The organism is Pseudomonas sp. S11P7, from assembly GCF_023195435.1.
Classification (GTDB): Bacteria; Pseudomonadota; Gammaproteobacteria; order Pseudomonadales; family Pseudomonadaceae; genus Aquipseudomonas; species Aquipseudomonas fluorescens_G.
Genome location: NZ_JALPKS020000002.1, coordinates 2,569,242 through 2,590,929 on the forward strand (window position 1 = coordinate 2,569,242; position 21,688 = coordinate 2,590,929).

At 60.6% G+C, this 21,688-nt stretch carries 15 protein-coding genes, 1 tRNA gene and 2 pseudogenes; 8 read left to right on the forward strand and 10 right to left on the reverse strand.

The genetic code is table 11. The features are described from left to right. Positions 1-18: 18 nt before the first annotated feature. The 3 genes from M0746_RS11920 (at position 19) to M0746_RS11930 (ending at position 3,993) form a co-directional block, all read left to right on the forward strand. Positions 19-285, forward strand: a complete 267-nt coding sequence (locus tag M0746_RS11920) for a short-chain dehydrogenase (protein ID WP_258449314.1) — start codon at positions 19-21, stop codon at positions 283-285. Positions 286-466: 181 nt separating this feature from the next. Then, positions 467-3,046 carry a hypothetical protein gene (locus M0746_RS11925; protein ID WP_258449315.1) on the forward strand — a complete coding sequence of 860 codons (2,580 nt, stop codon included), beginning with the start codon at positions 467-469 and terminating at the stop codon, positions 3,044-3,046. 587 nt (positions 3,047-3,633) lie between these two features. Continuing rightward, positions 3,634-3,993 (forward strand): DUF6124 family protein, encoded by a 360-nt coding sequence (locus M0746_RS11930; RefSeq protein ID WP_258449316.1) that lies wholly within the window; start codon positions 3,634-3,636, stop codon positions 3,991-3,993. Positions 3,994-4,148: 155 nt separating this feature from the next. Here M0746_RS11930 and M0746_RS11935 read toward each other — a convergent pair. From M0746_RS11935 to fdnG, 7 genes and pseudogenes are all read right to left on the reverse strand, one after another. After that, positions 4,149-4,244: transfer RNA gene (locus M0746_RS11935), tRNA-Sec, on the reverse strand. Between the two features lie 6 nt (positions 4,245-4,250). After that, positions 4,251-6,167: a selenocysteine-specific translation elongation factor gene (gene selB / locus M0746_RS11940; RefSeq protein ID WP_258451474.1), complete on the reverse strand. Its 1,917-nt coding sequence runs from the start codon at positions 6,165-6,167 to the stop codon at positions 4,251-4,253. Then, positions 6,164-7,563 (reverse strand): annotated as a pseudogene (gene selA, locus M0746_RS11945) (L-seryl-tRNA(Sec) selenium transferase). The gene selB and the pseudogene selA overlap by 4 nt, the downstream one beginning before the upstream one ends. A 51-nt stretch (positions 7,564-7,614) precedes the next feature. Next, positions 7,615-8,541 (reverse strand): formate dehydrogenase accessory protein FdhE, encoded by a 927-nt coding sequence (fdhE, locus tag M0746_RS11950; RefSeq protein ID WP_258449317.1) that lies wholly within the window; start codon positions 8,539-8,541, stop codon positions 7,615-7,617. A 3-nt stretch (positions 8,542-8,544) separates the two neighbouring features. Further along, complete coding sequence (locus M0746_RS11955) at positions 8,545-9,210, reverse strand: formate dehydrogenase subunit gamma (RefSeq protein WP_258449318.1); 666 nt, start codon at positions 9,208-9,210, stop codon at positions 8,545-8,547. Next, positions 9,207-10,142, reverse strand: a complete 936-nt coding sequence (gene fdxH / locus M0746_RS11960; RefSeq protein ID WP_208937522.1) for a formate dehydrogenase subunit beta — start codon at positions 10,140-10,142, stop codon at positions 9,207-9,209. The genes M0746_RS11955 and fdxH overlap by 4 nt, the downstream gene beginning before the upstream one ends. A 14-nt stretch (positions 10,143-10,156) precedes the next feature. Further along, positions 10,157-13,222 (reverse strand): formate dehydrogenase-N subunit alpha, encoded by a 3,066-nt coding sequence (fdnG, locus tag M0746_RS11965; protein ID WP_258449319.1) that lies wholly within the window; start codon positions 13,220-13,222, stop codon positions 10,157-10,159. A 354-nt stretch (positions 13,223-13,576) separates the two neighbouring features. On the opposite strand from fdnG, the gene M0746_RS11970 reads away from it, so the two are divergent. The 4 genes from M0746_RS11970 to M0746_RS11985 all read left to right on the forward strand — a co-directional run bounded on the left by M0746_RS11970 (position 13,577) and on the right by M0746_RS11985 (position 18,421). Then, positions 13,577-14,731 carry a MalY/PatB family protein gene (locus M0746_RS11970; RefSeq protein ID WP_258449320.1) on the forward strand — a complete coding sequence of 385 codons (1,155 nt, stop codon included), beginning with the start codon at positions 13,577-13,579 and terminating at the stop codon, positions 14,729-14,731. Positions 14,732-15,478: 747 nt separating this feature from the next. After that, on the forward strand, positions 15,479-16,336 hold the full coding sequence (locus M0746_RS11975) for an SDR family oxidoreductase (RefSeq protein ID WP_258449321.1): 858 nt from the start codon (positions 15,479-15,481) through the stop codon (positions 16,334-16,336). Positions 16,337-16,423: 87 nt separating this feature from the next. Continuing rightward, on the forward strand, positions 16,424-17,035 hold the full coding sequence (locus M0746_RS11980) for a Yip1 family protein (RefSeq protein WP_258449322.1): 612 nt from the start codon (positions 16,424-16,426) through the stop codon (positions 17,033-17,035). Between the two features lie 42 nt (positions 17,036-17,077). Further along, on the forward strand, positions 17,078-18,421 hold the full coding sequence (locus tag M0746_RS11985; RefSeq protein WP_258449323.1) for a cation:proton antiporter: 1,344 nt from the start codon (positions 17,078-17,080) through the stop codon (positions 18,419-18,421). 23 nt (positions 18,422-18,444) lie between these two features. Here M0746_RS11985 and M0746_RS11990 read toward each other — a convergent pair whose 3' ends face one another. After that, positions 18,445-18,609, reverse strand: a complete 165-nt coding sequence (locus M0746_RS11990) for a hypothetical protein (protein ID WP_208937516.1) — start codon at positions 18,607-18,609, stop codon at positions 18,445-18,447. Between M0746_RS11990 and M0746_RS11995 the strand changes: the two genes are divergently transcribed. After that, positions 18,608-18,904 carry a hypothetical protein gene (locus M0746_RS11995; protein WP_258449324.1) on the forward strand — a complete coding sequence of 99 codons (297 nt, stop codon included), beginning with the start codon at positions 18,608-18,610 and terminating at the stop codon, positions 18,902-18,904. The two genes, M0746_RS11990 and M0746_RS11995, sit on opposite strands and share 2 nt — an antisense overlap. A 253-nt stretch (positions 18,905-19,157) precedes the next feature. Here the strand turns inward: M0746_RS11995 and M0746_RS12000 are convergent. Continuing rightward, positions 19,158-19,690: pseudogene (locus M0746_RS12000) on the reverse strand (hypothetical protein); the annotation flags it as partial. Between the two features lie 78 nt (positions 19,691-19,768). Next, positions 19,769-21,688, reverse strand: coding sequence for a hybrid sensor histidine kinase/response regulator (locus M0746_RS12005; RefSeq protein WP_258449325.1), 1,920 nt, complete (start codon positions 21,686-21,688; stop codon positions 19,769-19,771).

Below are 21,688 nucleotides of genomic sequence, written 5' to 3' on the forward strand. Positions count from 1 at the left end.
TCAGGCCAGGGGTGACGCATGAATTCGCACCTGTCGATGACCCACAACGAACACAGCATCCCCGTTCTGCTGGTTTCCACCCAAGCCCCGCTCGACGTCCTGCACAGCAGCGCCGCCAGCCGTTTTCTCGCAGTCACGCAAATGATGGAAAGCCTGGCCAGTCTGGATATCGCCTCGGCCAAAGGCGCCGACGTGCAGCAATTGGCGCACGCGGCAGCGATGTTGCTGCGTGACGGGTGTGATGTGATGGATGTGTTGGGGCGGCAGATTCGTTTGCGGGTTTGATGCGCTAAGTGGCAGATCGCAGTCTTCGGCTGCCGCGCAGGAACAGCCCAAGACTGCGATTTCACCCCTTACCATTCGTCGCCACCTGTCAGAGTTGACAGTAGCCAACCTTCCCCGCCCGGTGTTTGATCGCTGTACGAGGCCAGCGCTCATTCTGGCCATTCACCCAGGAAGGTGTCCCATGGCAATTGCTCGAAACGACGAAGCGCTCGTCCTTTATCCCGCCACGATCGCGTTGGCCACCAACGGTGTCATCAGCGACCCTGCGCCGCCGGCCGGCGTGCCGGTGCAAGGGGTGCCACTGGGGATTTTCAAGGAGGTGACTCGGGCAAACGACCCATTCGCCGCCGCCGTCAAGGTGCTCGTCGACCCGCCTCTGGACACCGGTCAGTACGTAGAAATCACGCTGTGGCTCAACGGTGTCCAGTACGGTCCGGCGCAGAGCGTCGTCGACGAGATCATGACCTTCGACCTGTTTCAATCTGACCTGGGCGACGGTGCTATCAACGTCATTCAGTACAAACTTAAAAACCACGCCGGCAATATCAGCGAATCCACGGAACTCTGGGCGCTGTACAGCGCCACCCTGCCCGGTGGCAACAACGTCCCGGGAACCGGGGACCACCCGGCACTGGCGATCAGCCTGCCCGCCGAACTGGGCAACCCGCCGAGCATCGACAAGGACGAAGTCGACAAGGGCGTCCTGCTCACCTTCGATTACCCGTACCGCAAAGCTCACGACACCATCACCTACGAGATCAACCGCGAACGTTTCACCTACACGGTCAAACCCGATGAAGTCGACAAGCCTGTCTCGGTGCTGATCGACCGCGCCAAGTTCGAAATGATTGGCAGCCTGGAAAATTGCCCGTTTTCCTACACCGTGGTCGATCAACTGCTCAATGCCACCCACAACCGCCGCTGGTCAACGTTAATTTTTGCGAACATTGATCTTGAGCGGGTGTTCTTGCCTATGCCGTTGCTGCGCGAAAAAGCCGCCGATAACACGGATGATCCAAACATAGTGGATCTCAAGAAACTGGATGGCGGCCCACTGTTAGTGGTGGTGCTACCAAACCATTCGCTGTACCAGCTAGGCGACTGGGTGACGGCGTATTACCAGTTGGGCGATTCAGTAGAAAAGGCGACAGAAGGGGGTGCGTTCCCGGCTGGTGATTTTGGCGGACTGGATCCGTGCATTGTTCATATACCCAATGATCAGCTCGTTTCCGGCAAAAACTTGCAGGTGCGTTTTGAGGTTGAACGCCCGAAGGGCAACGTCATCGGCACATCCAGGACGGCCACGGCTGACATCATTGGTGAGGCGGCGCCCGATCTGGCCCCGCCGACGATTAAACAAGCTTCGGGCACCAGCCTTGATCCGTTCGCGGCCAAAGACACGTTGACCGCGAAAGTACCAGCTTACAACGACATGATCGGCACCCAAGTTAGCGTCACCTGGTCGGGTACGCCGGGCGAAGGCAGCGTCACGGTAGGGCCGGTTAGCGTGACCGCTCAGATGGATAAGGAAATAACCCTGCCCAATACAGTGGTGGCGTTTAATTTGGGCAAAACGGTGAAGGTGAGTTACACGGTCATCCGCAACGGAGTGCCGCAGGACTCCAAAGAACTGTCTCTGAACGTGCTGGCGATAGCTGATGGAGACAGCAGATTGCCGACGCCAACCATAGATGGTGCGGTGGGTAATGGTCTGGACGTGAGTCAACTGGCTGAAGGCGCAAAACTGCGAATCGAAAAATGGTTGTTGCAGACTCAGGGCCAGTGCATCTGGCTCCGTTTCAACGGGACCGACAAGAACGGTAACGCCGTCGAAAAAGTATTTTGGGCGGGCGCAGCGCATCAGCAGGCGGCAGGGTTAGTGACGGAAGCGCAGATCGCGTGGTTACGAGAGCTAAAAGATGGAAGCTCTCTGAAGATTACATTTAAGGTTAACTTTGAAAAATTGTCAGATATTGATCAGGCGGTGAACTTTCCGCTACGCACTTACACCGTTAAGATTGCGGAGCAAATCCGTCCAACGATCACCTCAATAAAAGGCCTACCGAGCGGTATCGAAATCCCGGGACTAAATCGCTTCACATTAGAAAGAGCGGTCAAACTAAGCGGCTACGCCACAAAAGGGTCGATCGTCGAAGTACTCAATGGCGTTGGTTCGTCCTTAGGTGAAGTTCCTACCAATGCGACAACCGGTTACTGGGAAAAATCGGTCACGGACCTTTACGGGCATGCTGTATTTTATTTTCGGGCCAAGGATTTACATAATGGATTGATATCTGATGAAAAGGGTGTGCGTCCAATAGAGCTTTCAATAAGCGAGGATTTTCGTTCGGATAATTTCGAAGTAAAGCCTAAAGGCGTGCCATATCATGAGATTCGTAGCGGACAACTAACATGGGTCAGCGGGACAGGTAGCGTAAAGGTTGACCGACATTCTGTAGGCGGTCCAGGCGGCACATTGCAAGGATCAAGATTAATCATACGCGACAACAGTATAGTGGATTACCAGTTCAGATCACCCTACTCCAGCATCAACTTCTATATTGTGGGGATTTCAGCTGCAGATTTTAATTTGACAACGTATGACAAATCCGGGAGCGCCTTAGATACGCAATTCTTTCAAGTGGAGTTTGGAAAGAGTGTTTTTGTACGATTTTCGACTCCACGAATATTCAGATTACGAATCGAAGGAGTATTAAGCGCGCAAGAGGTACACCTGGATAATTTTCAATTCATCCCGTGAAAACAGCCAAGCTGCTTATTGTTAAATAACAGCAGTAAGTAAACTATCTGCTTGGGGGAGCGTGTTCGCGACCGCGACGAGTCAGCCAATGGAGAAAAGGGACGGATTTATTCAACCAGCGATATGGGCAGCGGGACTTCATCGAAGTTTCTGCTGACCGGGGTGGCCCTTTCGCGAGCAAGCTCGCTGCCACAGGGAAACGCGTAATGTGGGAGCGAGCCTGCTCGCGAAGGGGTCAGTGAGTCAGGGCAAATCGCCATTTAAACGAAGCCGTTTAAAATACACCTCCAGACACACCTCCAAGGCTACAAATCCTTGCGCCATTGCCTACAGCCTAGCCAGAATCCGCCGGCTTGTGCGCTTTGGGGTCGGGTTCTATTGTGGTCCGGTCGCTGACGAATCAGCGATCGGGTTTAGCAGCTCGGCAATTTCAAGGCACGCGGTCCCGCCAGTACGTTATGGCGGCTTTGCGTGGGGCACTTCGGTGCGCCGGGATCCTTGAGCCTGGTCTGCTAACCCGCGTACAGCCGCCACCCTCTTCGTTTAGCAGCGAAGGTTAACGGCTCCACATCTCAAGGAGCTCCATCATGACCAAACTAACGCCAAACCCGCCGGAAACCGACGCCACCTCCCCCTACGAATCCCTCGACTCCACCAAACTCCACGAAGCCGCCGACCGCGCCCTCGATCACTACCTCTGCGCACCCGGCTCCACGCCACCACCGCGTAAAACCCGCCGGATGTATGCCGTCACCGCAGACTTCAAAAACGAGGAACTGCTGGCCGATGCCAGCGAAACCCTCGCCTCCGCCAGAACCATCGCCCATGACTTCGCCCACCTCATACCCGCGTCGCAGCGCAGAACGCTGCTGGGGATTGCCCAACTGATCATGCTCGGCGAGCTGGCAGTGAGTCGGGTGCTGGATAATCTGGAGTTGCCGCAGTAACAAGCCCTGAGTAAGCGCTGTGGCTGCTGACGTCTTCGCGGGCAAGCCCGCTCCCACAGGGATTGGTGTCGATCACAAACTGTGTGTCTACACTCAAAACCTGTGGGAGCGAGCAGGCTCGCTCCCACATTAAACCGCCACTGCCTTGAGAAAACTGGCGGAAGGCAGCCGGAGTCGAACCTGCCCGGGAACGGATGCCGTCCCCAACCGGGTTTGAAGCCCGGCCGCGCCACCGGGCGCGATTGCCTTCCTTTGACTCATTGCGCGTTGGCATTGGCCAGCGCGTTGTCGTAACGGATCTGCCGTGATTCGCCGATGCGCCGGGTCAGGCCCAGTCGGTCGAAATACTCCAGATACTGAATACAGCGTTTGCGTCCCAAGCCTAGCGCATCGCGGAAGGTTGTCACCTGGATCTGTGGATTTTCCGCGGCCAGTGTTAGCAACACCCCGGCCATGCGGCGCAGGTGTTCGTCGCTCAAGAACAGATCGCGCACCACTTGATGCATCAATCCGAGCCGCGCTCGTTTGCGCAGCAGCAGGCGTACCGCGGCATCGTCGTGGCCGAGCATTTTGGCGACGTCGCGGACCCACGGTGGGTCGTATTCGGCGTTGTCGAACAGCGGTTGCAGTTGTTGCCACAGGGCTTCGTCCTCGGCATTCAGGCGCACCTGATGTTCGGGCAGGTGCAGCCAGGGGCCGCTGGTGTGGATCGCGCCGGCGCTGAGCAGCTCGTCGAGCAGGCTGATGAATGTTGAACGCTCCAGCGCCAGACCGCTGAAACGCCGCAGGCGGTCGCGGTCGGGGCCCATCTGGTCGGGTTCTTGTTCATGGAATTGCGTGAGGCGTTGCAGCAGGTTGAATTTCAGTTGCGCCCAGCGCTGCACGTTGAACAGCAGCGGGCCTTGGCGGGTGTCGATCAGGCGGATGTTTTGCGCTAACGACCAGGATGCGCGCGGGCGATTGAACTGGCGTTCGAGGCGTTGCGGATCGAGGCCGCCGGCGCTGTGGTTGAGCAGCACCGGCAAGACCTGTTCGAGGCTGTCGCTGCTGGCCAGGGTTTGCAGTTGCGCCAGACGCTCCGGGCTGCGGCGTTGCCGGGCCGGGGCGAACGGATCGAGTACCGTGCCGCCGCCCAAGGTGCGTTGCGCACTGGCGTCACGCAGGATCAGCCGGTCGCCCTTGACCGCGTGCACCGGCGCGTTGATCAGCAGCTGCGCGAACATGCGTTCGCCGGGGCTCAACCGTGGGCCTTCGAGCAAGGCGACACGGGCGATGACGTCTTGGGTGCCGAGGTGTACATGCACCGGGTGAAAGTGTTCAAAGGTGCGTTCGCCGGGCAGCAGTTGAAAGTCGATATCGACCCGTTGCGTCGGCGCGTGCAGCCACTCGCTCAGCAGCCATTGGCCGCGATGGAGCTGCGCCAGTTCCAGACGCTCGCCGCTCAGGTTCAGCGCCACCCGTTGCCCGGCGAACGCCTGTTCGGCCGGTTGGTTCTGCGCATGCAGGCCGCGCACGCGGACGGTTTTGCCGGACGGCGCGAGGGTGAGTTTGTCGCCGACCGACACGGTGCCCGACAGCGCCGTGCCGGTGACGACGATCCCGGCGCCGGCCACGCTGAACGCTCGATCAATCGCCAGACGAAATCCACCTGCGCTACTACGCGCCTGCACCTCGTTTTGCGCCTGCAACAACGCCGCGCGCAATTCATCCACGCCCCGCCCGCTGACGCTCGACACGGTAAAGACCGGCGCGTCGGCAAACGGCCCCGGTGCGAGCAGATCCAGCACCTGGCGCTGCACCTCTTCCACCCTGCCCGCCTCGACCCGGTCGCACTTGGTGATCGCCACCACGGCGCGGGGAATGCCGAGCAGTTCGACAATCGCCAGATGCTCGCGGGTTTGCGGCATCACGCCGTCATCGGCGGCAACCACCAGCAACACCAGATCGATGCCTTGCGCGCCGGCGAGCATGTTGTGGGTGAATTTCTCGTGGCCGGGCACGTCGATAAACCCGCTCAGGCCAGCGCCGGGCTGCAGTTCGGCGTAGAGATAACCGAGGTCGATGGTCATGCCGCGCTCGCGTTCCTGCGGGCGCCGGTCGCCGGTTTGCCCGGTCAGCGCTTGCAGCAGCGACGTCTTGCCGTGGTCGATGTGCCCCGCCGTGCCGACGATCACGGCGCGGCCTGCAACTGCGGCAGTTGCGCACGCCACGCCGGTTCATCGTCGAGCTGACGCAGGTCGAGCCACAGTGCATCGTCGTCGAGGCGCCCGAGCACCGGGATCGGCAAGGCGCGCAACGCGGCTTCAAGATTCAGCAGATAGCGCCCGCGCAGGCGCTGGACACCTGCGGGCGCATGCACAGCGCCGCACTCGGCAAACGCGCCACCGGTTGGCTGCCGCTGCCGATCATGCCCAGCGCTTCGACCGCACTGACGGCCCAGACTTCGTCCAATACCTGCGCCATTAATGGCTGCAAACGCGAGGCCTGGGCGAAGATTTCCGATTGCGGGCGAGTCAACAGACGCAAACTCGGCAAGCGCTCGGCCAGCCGATCAGGATCGCGATACAACCCGAGCACTGCCTCCAGCGCGGCCAGGGTCAACTTGTCGACGCGCAACGCACGTTTCAGCGGGTTCTTTTTGATTTTGGCGATCAGTTCTTTACGGCCGACGATCAACCCGGCCTGGGGCCCGCCGAGCAATTTGTCGCCGCTGAAGGTGACGATATCGGCGCCATCGAGCAGCGCCTGGCGCACCGTCGGCTCCGCCGGCAAACCCCAACGCGTCAAATCCAACAGGCTGCCACTGCCCAGGTCCTCCAGCAACGGCAAGCCATGCCGGTGAGCCAACGCCGCGAGTTCAGCGGTCGGCACGCGAGCGGTAAAACCTTCAATGCTGTAGTTGCTCGCGTGCACGCGCATGATCAAACCGCTGCGCGGGCTGATCGCTGCTTCGTAGTCACGGGCGTGGGTGCGGTTGGTGGTGCCGACTTCGTGCAGACGCACGCCGGCGCGGGCCATGATGTCGGGAATGCGAAAGGCGCCGCCGATTTCGATCAGCTCGCCGCGCGAGATGATGCCTTCCTTGCGTGCGCCGAGGCTGTTGAGGGTCAGCAGCACGGCCGCGGCATTGTTGTTGACCACGGTGACGGCTTCGGCGCCGGTCAGTTCGCGGATCAGCCCTTCGATCAAATCGTCGCGATCGCCGCGTTTGCCGCTGGCCAGATCGAATTCCAGATTCAGCGGATAACGTGCGGCGTTCTCCACCGCAGCGATGGCTTCGTCCGGCAACAAGGCGCGTCCAAGATTGGTGTGCAGCACCGTGCCGGTCAGGTTGAACACGCGGCGCACCTGACTGCGCTGCTGCTGGGTCAGGCGTTCGCCAACCCTGCCGGCGAGCACTTCGGGGCTGATTTCAATCGCCGAGACTTGCCCGTTCAACACGTCGCTTCGCAATTCATCGAGCAATTGCCGAAGGCTCGCCAGCAACGACTCGCGGCCGTGACGCTCAAGCAAAGGCCCACACGCCGGATGGCGCAAAAGCCCATCAATGGAAGGTAACCGCAGGGACATCCGCCACTCCTGGAGTCAATCGCTATCGCCCAAGAGTGTAGACGCTGCCGGTCATTCGTCTCCCGGCGCCAGCAACAGATTCGGCGCCAGGCGCTGAAAGCCGTCCTGCGCCAGGCGCATGTCGAGCAGCAAACTGCCGAGATCCGCCGACAACGCCTCAGCGTCGGCATCGTTTTCCAGATAGATCAGTTTCAGATAGCTGTTGCAGCCGGGGCACACCTCCGCGCGCAGCGGTGCCTGATTGGCGGCGTGGCGATCGTCCTCAAGGCTCAGATAGTCGAGGCCTTTGCTCGATTCGCAATACACGCACTTGACCCGCACCACATGCCATTCGCAGGCGCACAGCGAGCACGCCAGATAGCGCAAGCCGTTGTGTTTGCCGCGATGGCGAATGACCCCGGCCATCGCTGGTGAACCGCACGCCGGGCATTGGCTGAGGCTGTCGCCGGGTTTCAGTTGCAGATGGGCGGCGCTGAGCAACCAGTGACTCCACGCCACTTGCAGCGCCGCGCCGAGGAACGGCACCAGTTGCGCCGGCACCAGCGAATACTGGCCGCTGACCAGAGCGACAGCCCAGGAACGCCATTGACCGGCGCTGGCGACCCGCAACGTCGTCACTGCCTCGATAACGGCAGGTTGCTCAGACGGCGTATAACGCTGCAACAGCGCCGAAAGGTAAGCCTGCCAGCCCTCCTCGCGCACCAGCGTGTCAGCAGCGAACGGCGGCAAGCCATGCTGCTGGCACGCCTCGATGCGCTGCTGATCAAATGGCGCCGTCAGCGGCGGATCATCAAACACCTGCTGCTGAACCCGGCACAACCCGGCGATCAAACGCAGATACTCGGCCAGCGCATGCCCCTCGGCCAGATGCTCGAGCCGTTGCGCGCGCAAGGCAAACAGGTTGCGCGGCGGCATATACAAGAACGGCGGCGAACTGGCCGCCGCTTCGATTTCCCCGGGTTCCAGAATAGTCGGCAAACGTCAGCCCTTTTTACTGATGGGTCGCTCCGGCACGTCCACAGGACGTTCATCGCGGGTCATGTCGCGGTACCACAGCGCGTGATGTTTTTTCGCCCAGGCGCGGCTGACCCAGCCGTGCAACATGGCGTCGACCGAGCCCTTGATCCACAGCCCGGCGTAAATGTGCACGATGATGCTCAGCACCAGAATGAACCCGGCCAGCGCATGCAACAGCATCGCCCAGCGGATCACGCTGATGCCGAAATACACGCTGAACCACGCGCGCCAGATCACCAGTCCGGTGAACAGCAAAGCCAACATGCACAGCAGTAAAGTCCAGAACAGCAGTTTCTGCCCGGCGTTGTATTTGCCCACCGGCGGCACGCTGTCTTCGTCGTTGACCATGACCCGGTTGATCCGCCGCAGCCATTGCCGATCGTTGGCGATGAAAAAGTTCGTGCGCCAAAAGCTGAACACCAGGCCGAGAAACAACACGAACATGGCGATGCCCATGTACGGGTGCAGAATCCGCGTCCAGGTGCCGCCGCCGAACAGGTTGCTCAGCCAGAACAGCGCCGGGTGAAACAGCGCCAGCCCGGACAGCCCGGCCATGAAAAACAGGATCGCCACCAGCCAGTGATTGGTGCGCTGGTTGGCGCTGTAACGCAGGATCGTCTTGTGGCTCATGGCCGCTCCTCCCCGCGTGGATCGTAGGTGTGCACCGCCGGGTCGACGACGTGCACCGAGGTGTCGGGCGGCGTCGGCTGTTCATCCTCTTCGACGCGATTGGGACCGACGCGTACATAGTGGAAGAACCCGGCAATCACCGCCGCGCCCATCGCCAGCAGCGCCAAGGGTTTGCTGACACCTTTCCACAACTCCACCAGCGGACTGATCGCCGGATGATCGGGCAAACCGGCGTAGAGTTTCGGCGTGTCGGCGTGGTGCAACACATACATGACGTGGGTGCCGCCGACGCCTTGAGGGTCGTACAGACCGGCGTTGTCGAAGCCGCGGCTTTTCAGGTCGACGATGCGTTCCGCGGCGTGCTCCTTCATGTCTTCCTTGGTGCCGAAGACGATGGCGCCGGTCGGGCAGGTTTTCACGCAGGCCGGTTCCAGACCCACCGCCACGCGATCGGAGCACAAGGTGCACTTGTAGGCCTTGTGGTCCTTTTGCGAGATGCGTGGAATGTTGAACGGGCAACCGGTGATGCAGTAGCCGCAGCCGATGCAGTGATCCTGATTGAAATCGACGATGCCGTTGGCGTGCTGGATGATCGCGCCGGGGCTCGGGCACGCGGCCAGGCAACCGGGCTCGGCGCAATGCATGCAGCCGTCCTTGCGGATCAACCATTCCAGGTTGCCGGCGTCGGTTTCATGCTCGGTGAAGCGCATCAGCGTCCATGTGTCCGCGGTCAGGTCCTGCGGGTTGTCGTAGGTGCCGTGGTTGTGGCCGACCTCGTCGCGCAACTCGTTCCATTCCGAGCAGGCGACCTGGCAGGCCTTGCACCCGATGCATTTGGTGGTGTCGATCAGCTTGGCGACGGCGTCCTGATTGCGCACCGACGGCGGCACCGTGGTGGTGGCCGAGCGGGCAATGATGTCTTGGCTGGCCATTTATAAGGTCTCCACTAGAGCTTCTCCACGTTGACCAGGAATGACTTGGATTCCGGGGTCTGGGTGTTGCCATCGCCGAGGAACGGCACCAGCGTGTTGGTCAGGTAACCGTGGCGCGTCAGGCCGGTGAAGCCCCAGTGCAGCGGAATGCCGATCTGATGCACGACCTGGCCGTTGACCTGCAACGGCCGAATCCGCTTGGTCACCACCGCCACCGCTTCGATAAAGCCGCGCTTGCAACTGACCCGCACGCGATCACCGGCGGCGATGCCCTTCTCTTTCGCCAGCACTTCGCCGATTTCGACGAATTGCTCGGGTTGCGCGATCGCGTTCAACTTGCAGTGCTTGCTCCAGAAGTGGAAATGCTCGGTCAGCCGGTAACTGGTGCCGGCGTAGGGGAAGTCCTTGGCCTCGCCGAGGCTTTCCCACACCGAATCGAAGATCCGCGCTGCCGGGTTACTGGTGGCTTTCTTGTTTTGCGGGTGCAGCGGGTTGATGCCGATCGGCGTTTCGAACGGCTCGTAGTGCTCGGGGAATGGCCCTTCGTTCATCTTGTCGACGGCGAAGAAGCGCGCCACGCCTTCGGGGTTCATGATGAACGGGTTCATCCCGGCTTCCGGCGGTACGTCGGCCTTGTAATCCGGTACGTCGGTGCCGCCCCAGGTTTTGCCGTTCCACCAGACCAGACGTTTTTTCGGGTCCCACGGTTTGCCCGCAAGGTCGGCCGACGCGCGGTTGTAAAGAATCCGCCGGTTGGCCGGCCACGCCCAGGCCCAGCCTTGATGCTGGTGCATGCCGTACGGGTCGGCATTGTCGCGGCGGGCCATTTGGTTGCCGGCCTCGGTCCAGCTGCCGGCGAAGATCCAGCAACCCGACGCGGTGCTGCCGTCGTCCTTGAGCAAGCCGAACCCGGCCAGTTGCGTACCGGCCTTGACCATGGCGCCAGTGGCATCGGTGAAGTCGGTCACCGCGCTGCCGTTGATTTCCTTGGCCAGTTCTTCCGGCGATGGTTCGTCGGCGATCTTGTACGGCCAGGACAGTTTCAGCAGCGGATCGGGGAATTTGCCGCCCTCGGTCTGATAGCGCTTGCGCAGGCGCAGGAACAGTTCGCTCATGATGCGAATGTCGGTCTGCGCTTCGCCGGGGCCATCGGCGCCCTTCCAGTGCCATTGCAGCCAGCGGCTGCTGTTGACCAGCGAGCCGTCTTCCTCGGCGAAACAGGTGGTCGGCAGGCGGATGACTTCGGTCTGGATCTCGGCGGTTTTCACGTCGTTGTACGGCCCGACGTTATTCCAGAACTCCGAGGTTTCGGTGGCCAGCGGGTCCATCACCACCAGCCATTTCAGCTTGGCCAGTGCGGCCATCACGCGGTTCTTGTCCGGCAGTGCGGCGATCGGGTTGAAGCCCTGGCACATGTAGCCGTTCACTTTGCCCTGACTCATCAGGTCAAACATTTTCAGGACGTCGTAGTTGGGAATGTCCAGTTTCGGCAAATGATCGAACAGCCAATTGTTCTCGGCGGTGGCGTTGGCGCCGTACCAGGATTTCATCAGGCTGACGTGGAATTTGCTGTAGTTCTGCCAGTACGAGAGCTGCCCCGGCCGCAGCGGCACTTGCGTGCGTTTGTGAATGAACTGGGCGTAATCCTGCTCGCTGTCGCTGGCCAGCGTCAGGTAACCGGGCAGCGCGTTGGACAGCAGACCGAGGTCGGTCAGGCCCTGAATGTTCGAGTGCCCGCGCAAGGCATTCACCCCGCCACCAGGCATGCCGACGTTGCCCAGCAGCAATTGCACCATCGCCGCGCTGCGGATGATCTGCGCGCCGATCGAGTGCTGGGTCCAGCCGAGGGCGTAGAGAATCGTCATGGTCTTGCCCGGCGTCGAGCAGGTGGCAATCTCGTCCCAGATCTTCTGCATGGCGTCGACCGGCATGCCGCAGATCTGGCTCGCCAACTCGATGTTGTAGCGGCTGTAATGCTGCTTCATCAGTTGATAGACGCAGCGTGGGTCCTGCAGGGTCGGGTCGACGCGGACGAAGCCGTCCTCGGCGAACTCGTAGCCCCAGCCGGACTTGTCGGTGTAGCTGCGCTTTTCCGCGTCATAGCCACTGAAAATGCCGTCCTCGAAACCATAACCGGCTTTGACGATGAACGACACGTCGGTGTAGTTGCGCACGTATTCGTGCTGAATCTTGTCAGTGGTCAGCAGGTAATTGATCAGCCCGCCCATGAAGGCGATGTCGGTACCGGTGCGGATCGGCGCGTAATAGTCGGCCACCGAAGCGGTCCGGGTAAAACGCGGATCGACCACAATCAGCCGCGCAGCGTTATGCGCCTTGGCCTCGGTCACCCATTTGAAGCCGCACGGATGCGCTTCTGCTGCGTTGCCACCCATCACCAGGATCAGATTCGCGTTGGCGATATCGGTCCAGGTATTGGTCATGGCACCACGGCCGTACGTCGGGGCAAGACTTGCCACCGTCGGGCCGTGTCAGACACGCGCCTGGTTATCGAACCCCAGCATGCCGAGGCTGCGAATCACCTTTTGGGTGATGTAGCCGGCTTCGTTGGACGCCGCCGAGGCCGCGAGGAACCCGGTGCTCAGCCAACGATTCACCGTTTGCCCGTTGGCATTCTTTTCGATGAAATTGGCATCGCGGTCGGCTTTCATCAGGTCGGCGATGCGATCGAGCGCCTCGTCCCAGCTGATTCGCGTCCATTCGCTGCTGCCGGGCTTGCGCACTTGCGGGTATTGCAAGCGGCCGGGGCTGTGAATGAAGTCGAGCAGGCCGGCGCCTTTCGGGCAGAGGGTGCCGCGATTGACCGGGTGGTCGGCGTCGCCCTCGATGTGAATGATGTTCTGCGCCACGTTTTTCCCGGCATCGCCCTGGCTGTACATGATCAAACCGCAGCCGACCGAGCAATACGGGCAGGTGTTGCGGGTTTCATGGGTGTGGGCGAGCTTGAAGTGGCGCACCTGCTCGGCGAAGGCTGGCGTCGGGGCCATGCCCAACGCGCCCAGGCTTGAGCCTGCAAGGCCGATACCGGCGACCTTGAAGAACTGACGACGGCTGAGATCCATCGTGCACTCCTGATCAGGTGGAACCCGGTACTGGTGCCGGGTTTTATCTGGACAATCACGGTTGCGACGCCTTGGCGTCGACTTTTTCACTGTAGACAATCAGCGCAGCGCCTGGGTGAAAACCGACCGTCGGGTGTTTTGCTGCGCGATTTGATGGCTTTGTACAAACTCTGTGGGAGCTGGCTTGCCAGCGATGGCGTCGGCGCATTCAATATTGATGGTGCCTGATCCACCGCAATCGCTGGCAAGCCAGCTCCCACAAAGGTTGCAGGTGGCCGCGAGGATTTGTGTGCTCACGCAGGGTATGCGGCTTATCATGACGCCCCTGAACAACCCGCCTTCACGAGACCGCGCATGACTTTCGATTTTGATCAGGTATTCGACCGCCACCACACCGGCAGCACCAAGTGGAGCCGTTACCCGGCGGATGTCCTGCCGATGTGGGTCGCGGACATGGATTTCGCCGCGCCGCCGGTGGTGATCGAGGCCTTGCAGCAGCGTTTGCTGCACCCGCTGGTGGGCTACAGCGTCGCGCAGGACAATTTGCGTGAGGCGATCATTGCCGACCTCTGGGCCAAGTACGCCTGGCAGGTCAAGCCGCAGGAGCTGATCTTCCTGCCGGGTGTCGAGTCCGGTTTCAACATGGCGCTCAAGGCATTGGTGCAGCCGCAGCAGAACGTTGTGGTGCAGGTGCCGAACTACCCGCCGTTGCGTCATGCGCCGGGCCATTGGGGGTTGAACAAGGTCGAGCTGGAATTCGTCGCTCAGGCGGATGGCAGCTATGCAACGCCACTGGCGGGGCTGCGTGATGCGCTGGTGGGCGGCGGCGCACTGCTGTTGAGCAATCCGCACAATCCGCTCGGCAAGGTGTTCGCTGCTCAGGAGCTGCGTGATGTGGCTGATATCTGCATGGCTCAGGATGCCTGGATCATTTCTGATGAAATCCACGCCGAGCTGTGCTTCGACGGTCGCGTGCATGTTCCGACGGCATCGCTGAGCCCCGAGATCGCCCAGCGCACCATTACGCTGATGTCGGCGAGCAAGGCTTACAACATTGCCGGCCTGAAGACGTCGTTCATGATCATTCAGAACGCTGCGCTGCGTGAGCGCGTCAATCATGCTCGTTGCGGTATGGTCGACAGCGTCAATCCGCTGGGCATGGAGGCCACTCGCGTGGCGTACAGCGAAGGCGCGCCCTGGTTGGCCGAGTTGAAGGTTTATCTGCAGGGCAATCGCGACTGGCTGGTTGACGCCGTGCGCAGTCGTTTGCCGGGGGTGACGATCAATGTGCCGCAGGGGACTTATCTGGCGTGGCTGGATTGTTCGGCGCTGGGTCTGCCGGATCCGCAGCGGTTCTTCCTCGAGCAGGGTAAGGTCGGGCTGAGTGCGGGGCTGGATTTTGGTGATCAACATCGGCAGTTTGTGCGCTTGAATTTTGGCTGCCCGCGGTCGTTGCTCGAAGAAGGCATCAGCCGGATGGAGCGTGCGCTGGCGCAGCGCAGTGCTTGATTTCCCTTTTTAAGTGATTCCCTGTGGGAGCTTGCCTGCAAGCGATGGCTTGCTTTCAGACGCTGAGTTTTGGGTACACATCCGTTGCTGCGGTCACGGCTGCTGGCGGTTTCGCCCTTACGGCGAGGCACTTTTTCCAAACGCCGAAAAAGTACCCAAAAAGGCTTGCTCCTACGTACGGCCCTCGCAGGCTCGGGTCCCTTCGCTCCGGGACTGATCCGGGCGCAGCGGCTACGGTTTGCTGCGCTGCACCTCCTTCCGCTGTGTCTGGCTGCGCCAGACGGTCGCTGCGCTCCCACGCCCGGATCAATCCCTGCGCTCAGCCTTCCGATGTCGCCGGTTAGGCAAAAGCACTCGAGCTTCGCTCATTGTAAAGAGTGGTTAGAAGCAGGTGGTTGGCTTGGGATTGGTGGTGTGGCTGCCCCTCACCCCAGCCCTCTCCCCCTGGAGAGGGAGCCGATCTTTGGGCTTTTCAGAATCTGAGTTCGACTCGGTATGTCAGTCGGCGTATCTCTCACATCCACCCCGGTCAGTCCCCTCTCCCTCCGGGAGAGGGCTAGGTGAGGGGCTTTTGATTTTCGGTTGCTGGCCTGGTGGTGCACGCGATCCCTGTGGCAGCTTGCCCGCAAGCTCCCACATTGGTTTTGCATCTTGTTCGAGAGACGCCAGCGCAAATCCGATCGAACTCACGGCAAATGCCCCGGGTCAACCCGAGACACTTGCCTTGAAAACGAAGGAGACCCTGCGATGAGCAACTATCCAAAACCACCCTTCCCCAAACAAGCCCAGCCCGTGCCTGGCTCGCAGCGCAAGATGGAGCCGTATCCCGATTGCGGCGAGCAAAGCTATGTCGGTTCGGGCCGGCTGGCGGGCAAGATTGCCTTGATCACTGGTGCTGACAGTGGCATCGGTCGCGCCGTGGCGATTGCCTTTGCGCGTGAAGGTGCCGACGTGGCCGTGGCGTATCTGGATGAGCACGAAGACGCCAAGGAAACCGCGCGCTGGGTTGAACAGGCCGGGCGTCAGTGTCTGTTGTTGCCGGGCGATATCGCCGAAAAAGCCCAGTGTCAGGCACTGGTCGACAAGACCGTCGAACGCTTTGGCCGTATCGATGTGCTGGTCAATAACGCTGCGTTCCAGATGACCCACGAAAACTTCGAAGAAATTCCCGACGAAGAATGGCTGATGACCTTCGATGTGAACATCACCGCCATGTTCCGCATCTGTCAGGCGGCGATCAAACACATGCGCCCTGGTTCATCGATCATCAACACCAGTTCGGTCAATTCGGACATGCCTAAACCGACCCTGCTCGCCTACGCGACCACCAAAGGGGCGATTGCCAACTTCACTGGTGGCCTGGCGCAGATGCTTGGCCCGAAAGAAATCCGCGTCAACAGCGTCGCGCCGGGGCCGATCTGGACGCCATTGATCGTCTCGACCATGCCTGACGAAGAAGTGCAGAACTTCGGTGGCAGCACGCCGCTTGGTCGCCCCGGTCAACCGGTGGAAGTGGCGCCGATCTATGTGCTGCTGGCCTCGGACAAAGCCAGTTACATCACCGGCCAGCGCTACGGCGTGACCGGCGGCAAACCGATGCTCTGACCGCCCGCGAGAAAAACTGAACCCAGCGGCATGGCGCCCTCTCCATAACTGTAGAGCCCGACGGGCTAACAGGATCAGGAGGTCGTCATGTCCGCACCTATCGTCAAGCTGTTCACCCGCCCCAACTTCGCCTGGACCGATATCCGCCGCGAAGAAGAAGCCCACCCCCGACACTACCTCGCGCACCTGCTGATACTGGCGCTGATTCCGGCGGTGTGCCTGTTCATTGGCACCACCTATGTCGGCTGGAGTCTGGCGGTCGGTGAGAACGTGCGATTGAGCACCGCCAGCGCCTTGCAACTGTGCATTCTGCTGTACCTGACCATCGTCGTCGGCGTGGTGATCATGGGCGGTTTCATTCGCTGGATGTCGCGCACCTTTGACGCGCGGCCGACGCTCAACCAATGCATCGGTTTTGCCGCTTACACCGTGACGCCTTTCTTCGTCGCCGGGATTGCCGGGCTGTACCCGAGCCGCTGGCTGGCGATTCTGGTGCTCGGCGCGGCGTCAATTTATTCGACGTTTCTGTTGTTTGTCGGGCTGCCGACGTTCATGCACGAGCGCAAGGAGCAAGGCCTGCTCTACTCCGCCTCGGTGTGGGGCGTCGGCCTGCTGGTGCTGGTGACGCTGCTGGTATCGATGATTCTGCTGTGGTTCAACGTGCTCATCCCTGAGTACCTGCGCACGACCACGGGTTGAGTCCATGAATGTCTATACCTTGCTGTTCGATGGCGGCCGTTCGTGAGTTTCACGGTGTGGGTTGCCGTGCTTGGCGCGGTTCTGCTGACACTGGCGCTGACTTCGTCGTACTTGCGCTGGATGCCAGTGACTACCTCGGCCGTGTGCCTGTTGCTGGGCATTGCCATCGGCCCGAGCGGCCTCAATCTGCTGAAACTGTCGCTGGAAAACGCCTCGCTGTGGATGGAGCACCTGACCGAGGTGGCGGTGCTGTTTTCCCTGTTCGTGTGCGGCCTGAAGCTGCGTCTGCCGCTGACCGACAAACCCTGGCGCATCGCCTTCGGCCTGGCTGGCCCGGTTATGGTGCTGACGATTGCCGGGGTCTGCCTGCTGCTGCACTGGGGCCTGCAGTTGCCGTGGGGACCGTCGCTGCTGATCGGCGCGATTCTGGCGCCGACCGACCCGGTGCTCGCAGCGCTGGTGCAGGTCAACGATGCGCGGGATGTCGACAGCGTGCGCTTTGGCCTGTCCGGCGAGGCCGGTTTGAATGACGGCATCGCCTTCCCGTTCGTGATTCTCGGGTTGCTGCTGATTCACAGCGACAACGTCAGCGGCGAGCTGCAAGGCTGGCTGCTGCAAAGCGTGTTGTGGGCAGTGCCGGCGGGGCTGTTGACCGGTTACTGGATGGGTCGCGGTATCGGTCGCGTCACGGTGTTGCTGCGTATCCACAATGAAGACAGCACCTTGAGCCCCAATGATTACCTCGCTTTGGCGCTGATCGCTCTGGCTTACGTGGTCGCCGAAGCCATCGGCGGCTACGGCTTTCTGTCGGTATTCGCCGCCGGCCTCGGCTTGCGTCAGGTCGAAGTGAAGTCCACCGGCGTCAGCCAACCGCCGGCCGAGCATCTGGTGCAACCGGTAGTCGGCCACCAGAACGTCGAACCGCAACACGCCGTACGCGGCGATCCCCATGAGCTTGAAAGCAGCCAGTTGGCGGCCGGCATCATGATGGGCGACATGCTCGCGTTCGGCGGGCTGGTCGAACGCGCCATGGAGGTGTTTCTAGTAACCCTGCTCGGCGTGGTGCTGTTGGCGCACTGGGACTGGCGGGCGCTGCTGGTGGGCGCTGTGCTGTTCTGCCTGATTCGCCCGGCCTGCGTCGCGCTGATGCCTTGGGGTTCGCTGCTCGAAGGCCGCCAGCGGCTGTTGATCGGCTGGTTCGGCATTCGCGGGATCGGCAGTCTGTTCTACCTGTTCTTCGCCTTGAATCATGGGCTGACCAGCAATGTCGCCACCCTGTGTACCGACCTGACGTTATCGGTGGTGGCGCTGAGTATCCTCGTGCACGGCATCAGCACTCAGCCAATCCTGGCCCGCTACGAGCAGTACAAAAAACAAAAAAGCTGATTTTTTATCCGGCGCTTTAACGGTTAATTGATCGAAGTTTTTTCTGCAAAAAAATGGATCCCCGCTTCGCTGCCAGCGGTCACAACCATAACCGTCGCTGAGTGCATCAAGCGGCGGCCCGGCAGGTTCGATTCCCCTGCGGCGCGACGCCTATGAAACGGAATCCCGAAGAAAAAGGTTACGGTCATGAAAGAACGTTCGACTCCTGCGCAAATCAAGGCTTGCAGAGCATTGGCTCTGGAACGCAACCGCCAATTGTTCGATAACGCCCACACCCTCAACCGCGCGGCCAACGCGATGCTGGAGGTGGAGAACCTGGATATGGAGCAGTTCGAGCATTACCGGGCGTTACGCAAGAAGGCCGATTTGCTGTTTGAGGATGCGATTGATCATTTATGCGTGTTGAATGAGGATTTTCCGCCGATTCCACAGGCGTCGCAGCGCTCCCAGGCGGTTGAGCGTGAGCTTGAAGTGGCGAGTTGAGCCTGAAAAGCCCCTCACCCTAGCCCTCTCCCAGAAGGAGAGGGAACCGACCGCAGTGACTATTTGAATTGCGTCGACCTGAAATACCGAGTGAACGCCAAATTTGAATCCTGCGAAGATCTGCTCCCTTTCCCTCGCCCCCTTGGGGAGAGGGCTGGGGTGAGGGGGTACGATCTGAAGTGAACTACAAAATCCAAGCGAACAAAAAAGCCCGAAACCATAAAATCGGGCTTTTTTCAATCCAGCCATCATCCCCCGGATTCGTCACCTGGATAAACACCGCATACCCCCCAGCAATATCCAGAACGTCGCGAAGATCCACGGTGTGCGCAGCGAAAACAACAGCGACTTGCGATAGCCCTTGTGGCTCGACTCGACTTCGCTGAACAGCGGCGATTCGTCATACGCCAGCCCCATCACCGGTTCAGCCTGCAATAACTGGCTCTGCTTGAAATGCCAGTGATCGATGATTTCGTACGCCGCACGAATGCCTGGCCAGGCATTCAAGGAGCTGAGGACGCCGAGCAAGGCCAGAAATGGCGGCACAACCAAAGTGAACAACTTGCCCCACTCAGGGTTGAGGTTGGCCATGCACGAAGCAAAAGCGATTACCAGAAACGACTGCGCCGCCAGATAGGCGTCGGTGCGGTTGGCAAGGATGCTGGTTTCGTACTGGATTTCGCGCCGATAGAAATCCAGACGTTCCTTGGGCGAGCCGAACATCTTGGCGTTGTGTTCGGTCAGCGCCTCTTCTTCAGCAGTGGGATGGGTCAATATGCGAGACAAAACAAACGCGCTCCGAGGTGGTTAAAAACCTTTCGAAAGCCTCGGTGACGGACAAGTTCAGGCGAATTGACCAGTGCCTCACTTCATCGATTGCGCAATGATCGCCACCAGCCCCATCTGCGTGAACGGCTTGGGCAGACGCGGCAGCTCGGCGGCGAAACCCTCCAGGCGCTCGGCATAACCGGTGGCGAGGATGATCGGTAGGTCCGGTTTGAGCATACGCACAGCGTGGGCCAGTTGCGCACCGCTCATTTTCGGCATGGCCATGTCGGTGATCATCAGGTCGATGACTTCGCATTGATCAAACAGGCGCAACGCTTGCTCACCGGACGTTGCGCCGAGGACGCGGTGGCCGAGGTCTTCCAGCAGCAGGCTAGTGCTGGTCAATACCAGCGAGTCGTCATCGACCACCAGCACGCTGAGGCGTGGCACCGAAACCGGCGGCGCCGAGGAAACCTGCGGCTTGCTCGCGACGCCCTCAAGCGCCACCGGAATCCACAGCTCTGCCGTGGTGCCCTGGCCCTTTTCGCTTTTAAGGATGAAGCGGCCACCGAGCTGTTCAATAAAACCATGGACCATCGACAGGCCCAGCCCGGTGCCCTTGCCCAGCCCCTTGGTGGTGAAAAACGGGTCGCGCGCCGACGCCAGCGTGTTGGCATCCATGCCCTCCCCGGTGTCGATCAGACTCAGGCACACGTAGTGTCCGGCCGGCAACTGCGAATCACCCAGCTCCAGCGCCACTTGCGGCTGTGCGGTGATGATCACCGTGCCGCCGTCGGGCATGGCATCGCGGGCGTTGGTCGCCAGATTGAGCAAGGCCAGTTCGAGTTGATTGCTGTCGGCCAGCACTGGCTGCAGATCGTCGGGAAAGCGCGTTTCGATGCGGATGCCCGGCCCCAGCGAGCTGCGCAGCAAACCGGTGATGCCCTGCACCAACTGGGCAATGTCGACCGATTCGGTCTTGAGTTCCTGGCGGCGCGCGAATGCCAGCATGCGCTGGGTCAACGACACGCCACGCAGGGCGCCCTGGGTGGCGTTTTCCAGCAGACGGCTGATTTTCGGGTCGGCGCCCATGCGCTTTTGCACGATCTCCAGATTACCGAGGATCACCGTCAACAGGTTATTGAAGTCATGGGCAATGCCGCCGCTGAGTTGACCGATGGCCTGCATCTTCTGCGCCTGAAACAGCGCTTCACGGGTTTTTTCCAGCGCCTGGCGGGATTGATGGGCTTCGGTGATATCGCGGGTGATCTTGGCAAAACCGAGCAGAATGCCGGTATCGCCGCGAATCGCATCGACCACCACATGCGCCAGAAAGCGTGTGCCGTCCTTGCGCATGCGCCAGCTCTTGTTCTCGAAGCGGCCCTCGCGGGTGGCGATTTCCAGCGAGCGTTGCGGCTCGCCGAGTTCGCGGTCTTCGGGGGTGTAGAAGATCGAGAAATGCTGACCGATGATTTCTTCTGGCAGATAGCCTTTGATCCGCTGTGCGCCCTGGTTCCAGTTACTGACCCGGCCTTCGGGGCTGAGCATGTAGATGGCGTAATCGGTAACGCCCTGTACCAGCAGGCGGAACTGCTGTTCGCTTTGCTTGAGGGTTTCCTCGGCCATTTTGCGGTCGGTGAGGTCACGGGTGATCTTGGCGAAACCGAGCAAACGGCCATCCGGGTCGATGATCGGGTCGATCACCACGTGCGACCAGAAGTTGGTGCCGTCCTTGCGTACTCGCCAGCCCTCGCCTTCAAAGCGCCCTTCGTTGATCGCCGTGTTCAGCGCGCGTTGCGGCAAACCGGCGGCGCGGTCTTCAGCGGTGTAGAAGCGTGAAAAGTGTTCGCCGAGGATTTCCGCCTCTTCGTAGCCCTTGAAGCGTTTGGCCCCGGAGTTCCAACTGGTGATGATGCCGTCCGGATCGATCATGTAGATCGCGTAATCGATCACCGAATCGATCAGCAGGCGAAAACGCATGTTCTCGATCTCAGCGCTTTTAGGGTTTTCGCTCAT

What these genes read in the sequence shown, in the direction of transcription:
- M0746_RS11920 (WP_258449314.1), top strand. Translation starts at nt 19, where the DNA reads ATGAATTCGCACCTGTCGATGACCCACAACGAACACAGCATCCCCGTT.
- M0746_RS11925 (WP_258449315.1), top strand. Translation starts at nt 467, where the DNA reads ATGGCAATTGCTCGAAACGACGAAGCGCTCGTCCTTTATCCCGCCACG.
- M0746_RS11930 (WP_258449316.1), top strand. Translation starts at nt 3,634, where the DNA reads ATGACCAAACTAACGCCAAACCCGCCGGAAACCGACGCCACCTCCCCC.
- M0746_RS11955 (WP_258449318.1), bottom strand. Translation starts at nt 9,210, where the DNA reads ATGAGCCACAAGACGATCCTGCGTTACAGCGCCAACCAGCGCACCAAT.
- fdxH (WP_208937522.1), bottom strand. Translation starts at nt 10,142, where the DNA reads ATGGCCAGCCAAGACATCATTGCCCGCTCGGCCACCACCACGGTGCCG.
- M0746_RS11970 (WP_258449320.1), top strand. Translation starts at nt 13,577, where the DNA reads ATGACTTTCGATTTTGATCAGGTATTCGACCGCCACCACACCGGCAGC.
- M0746_RS11975 (WP_258449321.1), top strand. Translation starts at nt 15,479, where the DNA reads ATGAGCAACTATCCAAAACCACCCTTCCCCAAACAAGCCCAGCCCGTG.
- M0746_RS11980 (WP_258449322.1), top strand. Translation starts at nt 16,424, where the DNA reads ATGTCCGCACCTATCGTCAAGCTGTTCACCCGCCCCAACTTCGCCTGG.
- M0746_RS11995 (WP_258449324.1), top strand. Translation starts at nt 18,608, where the DNA reads ATGAAAGAACGTTCGACTCCTGCGCAAATCAAGGCTTGCAGAGCATTG.
- M0746_RS11990 (WP_208937516.1), bottom strand. Translation starts at nt 18,609, where the DNA reads ATGACCGTAACCTTTTTCTTCGGGATTCCGTTTCATAGGCGTCGCGCC.
- M0746_RS12005 (WP_258449325.1), bottom strand. Translation starts at nt 21,688, where the DNA reads ATGAGCGAAAACCCTAAAAGCGCTGAGATCGAGAACATGCGTTTTCGC.